The sequence below is a fragment of the Actinomadura livida genome (assembly GCF_014648675.1).
Classification (GTDB): domain Bacteria; phylum Actinomycetota; class Actinomycetes; order Streptosporangiales; family Streptosporangiaceae; genus Spirillospora; species Spirillospora livida.
Map to the genome: position 1 here is coordinate 523353 of NZ_BMRO01000001.1, position 10207 is coordinate 533559.

The 10207-nt window shown below is 74.7% G+C and carries 10 protein-coding genes and 4 tRNA genes; 7 read left to right on the plus strand and 7 right to left on the minus strand.

Translation table 11 applies throughout. The features are described from left to right. Positions 1-166: 166 nt before the first annotated feature. The 7 genes from IEZ03_RS02245 (at position 167) to IEZ03_RS02275 (ending at position 7600) form a co-directional block, all read left to right on the plus strand. Positions 167-1705: a DUF4331 domain-containing protein gene (locus tag IEZ03_RS02245; RefSeq protein WP_184882581.1), complete on the plus strand. Its 1539-nt coding sequence runs from the start codon at positions 167-169 to the stop codon at positions 1703-1705. Beyond that, entirely contained in the window at positions 1705-3042 is a 1338-nt protein-coding gene (locus IEZ03_RS02250; protein ID WP_184882579.1) for a tetratricopeptide repeat protein, read from the plus strand. Before IEZ03_RS02245 ends, IEZ03_RS02250 begins: the two co-directional genes overlap by 1 nt. Next, positions 3039-4415: a sulfite exporter TauE/SafE family protein gene (locus IEZ03_RS02255; RefSeq protein ID WP_184882577.1), complete on the plus strand. Its 1377-nt coding sequence runs from the start codon at positions 3039-3041 to the stop codon at positions 4413-4415. Before IEZ03_RS02250 ends, IEZ03_RS02255 begins: the two co-directional genes overlap by 4 nt. A 65-nt stretch (positions 4416-4480) precedes the next feature. Continuing rightward, positions 4481-5065, plus strand: a complete 585-nt coding sequence (gene sigK, locus IEZ03_RS02260; protein ID WP_184882575.1) for an ECF RNA polymerase sigma factor SigK — start codon at positions 4481-4483, stop codon at positions 5063-5065. After that, positions 5062-5805: an anti-sigma factor gene (locus IEZ03_RS02265; protein WP_184882573.1), complete on the plus strand. Its 744-nt coding sequence runs from the start codon at positions 5062-5064 to the stop codon at positions 5803-5805. Before sigK ends, IEZ03_RS02265 begins: the two co-directional genes overlap by 4 nt. Positions 5806-5846: 41 nt before the next feature. Beyond that, complete coding sequence (pnuC, locus tag IEZ03_RS02270) at positions 5847-6500, plus strand: nicotinamide riboside transporter PnuC (protein ID WP_184882571.1); 654 nt, start codon at positions 5847-5849, stop codon at positions 6498-6500. After that, positions 6497-7600 (plus strand): AAA family ATPase, encoded by a 1104-nt coding sequence (locus tag IEZ03_RS02275; RefSeq protein WP_184882569.1) that lies wholly within the window; start codon positions 6497-6499, stop codon positions 7598-7600. Before pnuC ends, IEZ03_RS02275 begins: the two co-directional genes overlap by 4 nt. A gap of 35 nt (positions 7601-7635) precedes the next feature. On the opposite strand, the gene IEZ03_RS02280 is transcribed toward IEZ03_RS02275, so the two are convergent. The 7 genes from IEZ03_RS02280 to IEZ03_RS02310 form a co-directional block, all read right to left on the minus strand. Beyond that, a tRNA-His gene (locus tag IEZ03_RS02280) sits at positions 7636-7708 on the minus strand. A gap of 2 nt (positions 7709-7710) precedes the next feature. After that, positions 7711-7783: transfer RNA gene (locus IEZ03_RS02285), tRNA-Arg, on the minus strand. Positions 7784-7796: 13 nt separating this feature from the next. Further along, positions 7797-7869: transfer RNA gene (locus IEZ03_RS02290), tRNA-Met, on the minus strand. A 1-nt stretch (position 7870) separates the two neighbouring features. Continuing rightward, positions 7871-7955, minus strand: a tRNA-Ser gene (locus IEZ03_RS02295). 222 nt (positions 7956-8177) lie between these two features. Then, on the minus strand, positions 8178-8492 hold the full coding sequence (locus tag IEZ03_RS02300; protein WP_132043738.1) for a sigma factor-like helix-turn-helix DNA-binding protein: 315 nt from the start codon (positions 8490-8492) through the stop codon (positions 8178-8180). Between the two features lie 86 nt (positions 8493-8578). After that, positions 8579-9490 (minus strand): ROK family protein, encoded by a 912-nt coding sequence (locus IEZ03_RS02305; protein WP_184882567.1) that lies wholly within the window; start codon positions 9488-9490, stop codon positions 8579-8581. Beyond that, positions 9487-10207 (minus strand): cupin domain-containing protein (locus IEZ03_RS02310; RefSeq protein ID WP_506269196.1); only part of this gene is annotated, 721 nt, incomplete at its 5' end. The genes IEZ03_RS02305 and IEZ03_RS02310, both read right to left, overlap by 4 nt.

Consider the following 10207-nt stretch of genomic DNA (forward strand, 5'->3'; position numbering starts at 1 on the left):
GGATGGCCGTATCCGGCCACCGACCAATCAGGGGGCGGCCGGGCCGCGAAGTAACGGCGGGCATGGCGAAGAAACCGGTCGAACCCGGGGTCGCGGCGGACGTTGCCCAGCGCCGAGAGAAACGGCGCCGCCGCGGCGGGGGTCCGGGGGCCGGCAGGGGTCCACAATGCCGACACTTCATCCGTCCAGGACGCGGATCGCCGCGCTGGTGGCCGCCGGGGGCGTGCTGCTGGCTGGCGGGTTCGCGGGGCTCGCGCCCGAGCGGGGCGCCGCGTCCAGCCACCGCGAGGCGCCGCTCGTCTCCGGGCAGCCGCAGTACGACAACACCGACGTGTACGCGTTCGTCAGTCCCGACAGGCCGGACACGACGACGCTGATCGCGAACTTCATCCCGTTGCAGGAGCCCGCGGGCGGGCCCACCTTCTACAAGTTCGCCCGGGACGCCGCCTACGACCTCAACATCGACAACAACGGCGACTCACTGGCCGACCTCACGTACCGGTTCGAGTTCCACGACCGGCTGAAGAACGACAAGACGTTCCTCTACAACACGGGGCCGGTGACGAGTCTCGACGACCCTGACCTCAACTTCACGCAGACCTACGACCTGACGCTGATCCGGCGGGTGGACGGCAACGTGCACGGCACCCGCAAGATCGCGCAGGGCGCGCCGGTGGCGCCGTCCAACGTGGGCCGGGCGTCCATGCCGGACTACGCGAAGCTGCGCGCGCAGGCGGTCCGGCCGCTGGGCGACGGGACGGCGGCGTTCGCCGGGCAGGCCGACGACTCGTTCTTCCTGGACCTGCGGGTGTTCGACCTGCTGTACGGGGCGAACCTCAAGGAGGTCGGCAACGACACCCTGAGCGGCTACAACGTCAACACCGTCGCCGTCCAGGTGCCCACCCGGCAGCTGGTGCGGAACGGCGACCCGGTGATCGGGGTCAACTCGACGGTGCAGCGGCGCAACGCGGCGGGCGGCCACACGCAGGTGTCGCGGCTCGGGAGCCCGCTGGTGAACGAGGTGGTCGTCCCGCGCGGGAAGAAGGACACGTTCAACGCGTCCAGCCCGTGGCACGACGCGCAGTTCGCCGGGTTCGTCACCGACCCGGAGCTGCCGAAGCTGATCGAGCAGATCTACAAGATCCCGGCGCCGCCCGGCCCGCGCGACGACCTGGTCCAGGCGTACCTGACCGGCGTGCCGGGCCTGAACAAGCCGCGGAACGTCCGGCCGGCGGAGCTGCTCCGGCTGAACACCTCGATCAAGCCGGTCGCGAACCCGGACCGGCTCGGGGTCCTCGGCGGCGACAAGGCGGGCTTCCCGAACGGGCGGCGGCTCACCGACGACGTCGTCGACATCTCGCTGCAGGCCGTCGAGGGCGAGTTGCTCGGCAAGAAGAACGACCTGGGCGACGCCGTCAACGCCAACGACCGCGAGTTCGGGAGCACCTTCCCGTACGTCGCGCAGCCGCACTCCGGGTCGGACGTGCGGGGCGCGAGGAGCGGCGCGGCGAAGGCCGGGGCCAAGGGGAAGGACGGCGAGACCGTCAACCTCCTCAACGCCGGCGCGGTCGAGGACGCCGCGGGCGACGAGGGGTCCGGCGTGCCCGGCCTGGTGCCGATCGCGGCGGGGTCCGGCGTCGTGGCGTTCCTGGCGACTTGCGGGCTGCTGTGGTGGCGGCGCCGGCCGGGACGGCTCGGCGGCTGATGCGCTCCCTTCTCAGCAGGGCCCCGCTCGTCCGGGCCCTCGGCATCGGGGCCCCGGTGGCCGGTCTCGTCGCGGCGCTCACCCTCGGATCGGCGGTCGCCTTCGGCGGCCCGTCCGAGGCGCCCGCGGCGGCCGGCGCCGGGGCCCCGGCCGCGGGGATCGCGGGGCTGCAGCAGCGGCTCCGCGACCGGCCGCACGACGCCGCCGGGTGGGCCGCGCTCGGCCTCGCCTACGTGGAGGAGGCCCGGGTGACCGGGGACACCGCCTACTACCCGAAGGCCGACGCCGTGCTCCGCCGCTCCCTGCGGGAGGAGCCCGGCAACGCGGGTGCGCTGGAGGGACTCGGCGCCCTGGCGGCGGCGCGGCACGACTTCCACGGGGCGCTCCGGCACGCCGGCCGCGCGCTCGAGGCGAACCCGCTCGGGCAGCGGGCCGCGGCCGTCCGCGTGGACGCGCTCGTCGAACTCGGGCGCCTGGACCAGGCCCTCGGCGCCGCGCGGGCGGCGGACGCCGCGCGTCCTGGCATCCCGGTCTTCACGCGGCTCGCGTACGTGCGGGAGCTGCGAGGCGAGACCCGGGAGGCGCGGCGCGTGCTCGGGCTGGCCCGGGCCTCCGCGACCGATCGCGGCGACCTCGCCTACCTCGCGACACAGCTCGGCGAGCTGGCCTGGAACGACGGCGACCTCGGCCGGGCGGGCCGCGAGTACGCCGAGGCGCTGCGCCAGTCCCCCGGGCACGTCCCCGCCCTGGACGGACGCGCCCGCGTCCGCGCCGCGGAAGGCGACATCGAGGGTGCGCTCGCGGACCGGGCGGAGATCGTCCGGCGGCTGCCCCTCCCCCAGTACCTCACCGACTACGGGGAGCTGCTGGAATCGCGGGGGCGCGAGGACGAGGCGGAACGGCAGTACGCGGTCGCCACGGCGTGGACGCGGATCGCCGAGGCCAACGGCGTCGCCGCCGACCTGGAGACCGCGCTCTTCGAGAGCGACCACGGCGACCCGGAGGTCGCGCTGCGCGCGGCGCGGGCCGAGTACGACCGCCGCTGCCCGGACCGGAGGGCACGGCGGTGCGGCGTCCACGCGGCGGACGCGCTGGCCTGGGCCCTGCACGCCGCTGGACGTGACGAAGAGGCGCTGCGCTACGCGCGCCAGGCGACGGCGACCGGATACCGCCGCGCCCTGTTCCACTTCCACCGCGGAGTCATCGAGAAGGCGCTCGGCAAGGACGCCGACGCCCGCCGCGACCTGGCCGAGTCGCTGCGCCGCAACCCGCGGTTCTCCCCGCTGCACGCACCCCGCGCCAAGGCCGCACTCGACGACCTGGGAGGCGCACCATGATCACCCTTGCGCTCGCGGCCGGGCTGCTGGCCGCGCATCCGCTGGGCAACTTCACCGTCAACCACTACGACGGGCTCGTCGCGGCCCCGCACGAACTGCGGATCGACCACGTCGAGGACCTCGCGGAGATCCCCGCCGCGCAGACCCTCCCGGAGCTGGACACCGACCGCGACGGCCGCCCGTCCGCCGCGGAACTGCGCGCCTGGGCGGACGGAGCCTGCCGGAAGGCGGCGGCGTCGATGCGCGTCACGGTGGACGGGCGGGCCGCGACCGCGTCCGTCCGGTCGGCCTCCGGCACCGCGCCGCGGGGCGAGGCCGGGCTGCCGACGCTGCGGGCCGAGTGCCGGATCACCGCACCGGCCGTGCCCGGGACGATCTCCTTCCGCGCGGCCGATCCGGGCGGCCGCATCGGCTGGCGGGAGATCACCGCGCGGGGCGACCGGATGACGGTGCGGGCGCCCGGCGTGCCCGCCGAGTCGCGCAGCCGGCGCCTCACCGCCTACCCGGAGGACGCGCTCTCCTCCCCGCCGGACCAGCGGTCCGCGTCACTCACCGTGCGGGAGGGCGGGCCCCCGCTCGCCGCCCCCGCGTCCGGCGGCTCCGAACGGCTCCTGCCGCGCGGATCCGACGGGCTCACCCAGCGGTTCACCTCCCTCGTCGCACGGCAGGACCTTACGCCGGGCTTCGCCCTGCTGGCCTTCCTCATCGCGATGGCCCTGGGGGCGCTGCACGCCCTGGCGCCCGGCCACGGCAAGACGATCATGGCGGCGCACGCCGTGGGCGCGGGGCGGCGCCCGGTGCGGGACGTCCTCGGGCTCGGACTGACGGTCACGCTGACCCACACCGCCGGGGTCCTCGTCCTCGGCCTGCTGGCGACGACCGGGACGCTTCTCGTGCCGGAGGCCCTGTTCTCCTGGCTCGGCGCGGCGGGCGGCGTCCTCGTCACGGCGGCGGGCGCGCTGCTGCTCCGGCGCGCCCTGCGCAACCGCCGCCACACCCACGCGCACACGCACACGCACACCCACGGGCACGGCCATGGGCACGGGCCCGCGGCCGGCGGGCGGCGCGGCGGGGTCGTGCTGATGGGGCTGGCGGGCGGCATGGTCCCGAGCCCGTCCGCGGTGGTCGTGCTGGTCGGCGGCGCGGCGATCGGCCGCGCGTGGTTCGGGGTGGTGCTCGTCCTGGCCTACGGGCTCGGCCTGGCGGCGGCGCTGGTCGCGGTCGGCCTCCTCGTGGTCGGCTCGGGGCGGGCCCTGACGCGGCGCATTCTGGCCAAGCGGCCGCGCATTCCGTCCGGGATGATGCCTATCGGGACGTCCGCGACGGTCGTCGCCCTCGGAGTCGGGCTCACGCTGCGGAGCCTCGTCCTGTGAGGCCCGATCCGAGCCGGCGCCGGACGCGCGGATCCGGGCGGGCGGCCCACCGAGGGGAGCAGGCCATGCCGCCGGACACGAGACCGCCCGGGGACGGCACCCTGTCCGGGCAGGACGCCGACGCGCTGCTGCAGCGGACGGCGCGCGGCGACGAGCGCGCGTTCGAGCGGCTGTACGACGTGGTCGCCGCGCCCGTGCACGGGCTGGTGCGGCGGATCGTCCGCGATCCGGCGATGTCGGAGGAGGTGACCCAGGAGGTGATGATCGAGGTGTGGCGCACCGCGGCCCGCTACGACCCGCGGCGCGGCGGCGCACCGGCCTGGATCATGACGATCGCGCACCGCCGGGCCGTGGACCGGGTCCGCCGCGAGCAGGCGGCGGGCGAGCGGGAGGCGGCGGCGGGGCAGGGGCCGGGCGCGTCCCACGACCCGGTCGGCGAGCGGGTCGAGGCGCGGCTGGAGCACGAGCGGGTCCGCCGCTGCCTCGGGACGCTGACCCGCCTGCAGCGCGAGACGGTGACGCTCGCCTACTACGGCGGGCATTCCTACCGGGAGGTGGCCCGGCTGGTGGGCGCGCCGCCGAACACCGTCCGGACCCGGATGCGCGACGGGATCATCCGGCTGCGCGACTGCCTGGGGGTGGAACGATGACCGGCGACCCGCACACCCTCGCCGGGGCGTACGCGCTGGACGCGATCGACGACGCCGAGGAGCGGCGGCTGTTCGAGGCGCATCTGGACGGCTGCGAGAGCTGCGCGGCCGAGCTGCGCGAGTTCCAGGCGACGACGGCCCGGCTCGCCATGGCGGCCGCGGAGGCTCCGCCGCCGCGGGTGCGGGAGCGGGTGCTGGCCGACATCCGGCACGTCCGGCAGCTTCCACCGGCCGTGCCGGATGAGGAGCCGGAGCGCGGCGCGCAGGTCCGCACGCCGCGCCCGAAGCGGTGGCGCCGCGCGGCCGTGGCCGGGCTCGCCGCCGCCGCGTGCCTGGTCACCGCCGCGTCGGTGGGCGTGGCGGTCGGCGAGCGGCAGCGGGCGGCGCGGACCGAGGCCGCCCAGCGCGAGGTGGCGTCCGTCCTGTCCGCGCCCGACGCGCGCTCGGCGACGGGCCGCGCCACGGGCGGCGGGACGGTGGCGATCGTCGCGTCCGCGTCCCGCGGCCGGGTGGTCGTGGCGTCCTCGGGGCTGCGGACGCTGCCCTCCTCGCGGGCGTACCAGCTCTGGCTTATCGACGCGGCGGGCCCCCGGCCGGCGGGCCTGCTGCCGGGCGACCGGGACCGCCCGGTCGTCGCCGGGACGTGGCGCCCGTCCGACCGGCTGGGCGTGACCGTCGAGCCCGCCGGCGGGTCGGCGCGGCCGACCACGGCGCCGCTGGTCCTGCTGAGCCCCGCGTAAACCCCTTGTCGTCTCTTTGACGAGATGTGATCATTGCGAGCATGCCGGTCAACGTCCCGCTCGGTCCCCTCCTCGACCCCGCCTTCCACGTGGGCACGGTGCCCACCACGTGGGCGGAGCTGCTCGGCTTCGGCACCGGCGCGGTCAACGTGTGGCTCGTCGTCCGGCAGAACATCCTCAACTGGCCGATCGGCATCGCCAACGTGATGCTGCTCGGCCTCGTGTTCCTGGACGGCGGCCTCTATGCCGACTCCGGGCTGCAGGTCTTCTACATCGGCCTCCAGCTCTACGGCTGGTGGATGTGGCTGTACGGCGGGGACGGCCGCGACAACCTCCCGGTCAGGCGCACGCGCCGCGGCGAGTGGGCGGCCCTCCTCGGCGCGGGCGCGGCCGCCACCGCGTTCCTGACCTGGGCGCTGTCGGTCTGGACGGACTCCACGGTGGCCTTCTGGGACGCCCTCACGACCTCGATCTCGCTCATGGCCGTCTACGGCCAGTCGCGCAAGCTGCTGGAGTCGTGGTGGCTGTGGATCATCGCGGACCTCGTGTACATCCCGCTGTACTTCCACAAGGACCTGAAGCTGACCGGCGTCCTGTACGTCGTCTTCCTGACGCTGTGCGTGTTCGGCCTGCGCGCCTGGCACCGCGATCTCCGCGCCCGTACGGCCGGCGAGCCCGCGGCGGCGGCCGCATGACGTACGCGCACGGGCTGGTGATCGGCAAGTTCTACCCGCCGCACGCCGGCCACCACCACCTGATCGACGCCGCCGCGGCCGCGTGCGCGCGGCTGAGCGTGGTCGTCGCCGCGTCCAGCGTCGAGAGCATCCCCCTCCCGCTGCGGACGGCGTGGCTGCGCGAGGCGCACCGGCAGCCGCACGTGGAGGTCTTCCCGGTGGTGGACGACGCCGAGATCGACTACGGGTCGGACGAGCTCTGGTCGGCGCACGTCGCCGCGTTCCGGGCGGGCCTCGCGATGCGGTCGGGGCTCGGCGTGCCCGTCCCTCCGGTGGACGCGGTGTTCAGCTCCGAGGCGTACGGGCCGGAGCTGGCGGAGCGGTTCTCCGCCGTCCACGTCCCGGTGGATCCGCCGCGCGAGCGCTTCCCGGTCAGCGGCACCGCCGTCCGGGCCGACCCGGCGGGCAACTGGGAGTTCCTGTCGCCGCCCGTCCGGGCGCACCTGGCGCGGCGGGTCGTGGTGGTGGGCGCCGAGTCGACCGGGACGACGACGCTGGCCCGCGCGCTCGCCGCGCACTACGCCGGACGGGGCGGCGTCTGGGCGGCGACGCGCTGGGTGCCGGAGTACGGGCGCACGTTCACCGAGGAGAAGCTGGCCGCGGCCCGCCGCGCCGCCGGCGACGCCTCGCTGTGGCTGGACGCCCTCAAGTGGGAGTCCGCCGACTTCACCCTGATCGCCGGGCACCACGCGGCGCTGGAGGACGCCGCCGCGCGGTCGGGTTCCCCGCTCCTCGTCTGCGACACCGACGCGTTCGCCACCGCCCTCTGGCACGAGCGCTACCTGGGGACCCCGGCCCCGGAGGTGGAGACCGTACACGAGCGCACACCGCACCACTTGTGGATCCTCACGTCACCCGAGGGCGTCCCGTTCGAGCAGGACGGCTGGCGCGATGGGGAATCCATCCGGTCGTGGATGTCGGAACGTTTCCAGGAAGAACTCGAAGAACGGGGCCTGCCCCACATCATCGTCACAGGCCCCCATGAGCACCGCCTGGCCGCCGCCATTGCGGCGACCGACGCCCTCCTCGCCAAAGGCTGGACCTTCAATGCCCCGCTCTAGGCGACGGAACCGGCGATGTCCGAAATTGATTCAAGGGCCTTCGACCGGAATCGAACCGAGTACCTCCAGGACCACAACCTGGCGTGCATGCCACCACACTACGAAGGCCGTGTCTCCGGCAAGATTCGAACTTGCGTCCTCCGGGTCCGCAACCCGGCGCGCTCTCCACTGCGCCACGGAGACGTGTCTTCCGACGTGCCGAGTGCAGGAATCGAACCTGCCTGCCGCGGCTTATGAGACCGCCGGACGCACCAGCGTCCCTACTCGGCGCGGAGGGTGCGAGATTCGAACTCGCGCAGGGATGACCCTGACCACGGCTTAGCGGGCCGCTGCCTTACCACTCGGCCAACCCTCCGGAAAACGAAAAGACCGCCCACGGTCTGCGGGCGGTCGGCGAACGTGAGGGTCACGTCCGGGCGCGGCTCCCGAGACCGGAAAGGCTGTGCATTCGATGACTGCGCATCTTCCCTCCCCTTTCGGTCTCGCTGTCGGCAACACCGATGATGCCGCCGCGCTTCCCGCGCGGGCAACCCATTTAAACGGGCGTCGAGTCGAACGGGCTTCGCGGGCGCGGGCCTCACACCATCGGGCGCGGGGCGGCCAGGGCCGTGTTGAGGGCGCGGAGCGCGTGGTAGACGCGGACCTTCACCACGTCCACCGGGACCCCCAGCGAGGCCGCGGCCTCGTTGACCGAGCGCTCCCGGAAGACCGTCTCGGTGAGGATCTCGCGGTGCACGGACGGCAGGGTCTGGAAGGCCCGGGCCACCACCGCGGGGCGCATCCGCTCCCCCGGCAGGCCGGGGGCGAACGAACCGGTGTGCTTGCCCATCCGCTGTCCTTCCTTCCAGCGAGCGGCCCGCCGCCCCTGGAGGCGGGCGGGCCCGAGTGCCACGACACGAATTTCGCACCGGATCCGCCCCGGGGCCCCCCACTTATGCCCGCTTTAAGGAAGCGTTGAGGCTGAGATGCGGGGGGCGGTCAGGAGGGTTCGCGGAGCGGTTCGCCGGCGGCGAGGAGGGCGAGGGCGGCGGCGCCGTGGAGGCCGGCGTCGCGGTCCAGGGTGGTGGCCGAGATCCGCAGGTCGCGGAGGTAGGGCATGCCCGCGCGCTCGGTGATCGTGTCGCGGAGGGGGTCGAGGAGGAGGTCGCCGGCGGCGGAGACGCCGCCGCCGATGACGACGTCGCGGACGTCGAGGACGGCCGCGGTGTTGAGGATCGCGGTGGCGAGCGCGGCGGCGGTCCGGTGGAACGCGGCGAGGGGGATGCGGGCGCCGCCGCGGGCGGCGGCGGTGAGGGCCCTGGCGTCCGGGCGGCCCGCGGCGAGCGTCCAGCCCTGGGCGAGGGCCCAGCGGACCATGCCGGGGCCCGAGGCGATCGTCTCCAGGCAGCCGCGGGCGCCGCAGACGCAGGGTTCGCCGCCGGGGTCGACGATGACGTGGCCGATGTGGCCGGCGTTGCCGGTGCGGCCCGTCCAGGGGCGGCCGTCGATGACGAGCCCGCCGCCGACGCCGGTCGACACCACGATGCCGAGGAGGGACGAGCTGGTGCGGCCGCCGCGCCACCATTCGCCGAGGGCCATGCACTGGGCGTCGCCCGCGAGGGAGACCGGGACGCCGGGGACGAAGCGCCGGACCGTCGCGACCAGCGGGAAGTCGCGCCAGCGGGGGATGTTGATCGGGCTGACCGTGCCGGCGGCCGCGTCGATGGGGCCCGCCGAGCCGATGCCGACACCGGTCAGGCCGGGGCCGGCGAAGTCGGCGACCAGGCCGCGGAGGGTGGCGGTGGGCGACTGGCCGACCGGGTGCTCGGCACGGTCTAGGAACGTTCCATCGGCGGCGACGCGGGCGACCGCGAACTTGGTGCCGCCGATGTCGAGGGCGAGGACGGTCATGGGATCGCGGGGATCACGCGGTAGAGCACGCCCCTTCCGGTGAGGCGGACGGCGGGGGCGCCGGCGGGGATGAAGGCGGCTTCGCCTCGGGTGAGGGTCAAGGTGCGGTCTGTCCTGAGGTGGGCTTCGCCTTCCAGGCACAGCAGCGTCTGGGGAAGGCCGGGCGGCAGCTCGTCCGGGTCGGCGGTCAGGTCATGCCGGATAAGGGAGAATTCATCCGTATTGGGACAGTACCGGAATCCGGCCGCGGGTTCGACCCTGGCGGGCACGGACGGGACGAAACTCACCACCCGCATCAGTTCCGGGACGTCGACGTGCTTTCCGGTGAGACCGCAGCGCAGCACGTTGTCGGAATTGGCCATGACCTCGATCGCGAGGCCGCGCAGATAGGAGTGCGGGACGCCGGCGTCCAGGAAGAGCGCCTGGCCGGGCGCGAGTTCGACATGGTTGAGCAGCAGCGCCGCGAGGACGCCGGGATCACCCGGGTGGGCGCGGGCGATATCGGCATAGACGGAGGTCAGGGCCGGTTCGACCGCGGCCAGAAACGGACGGGACTTCTCGTCGAGCATTTGCGCGAGGACGGTGCGGAGGGCGTCCCCCGGCGGTCCGGCGCGGAGCGTTTCGATCCACGGGCGCAGTTCGGGCACGCCGAGGCTTTCCAGGAGGTCCGCGGTCCCGGCGGGCTCGCGGAAGCCGCAGAGCCCGTGGAAATCGGTG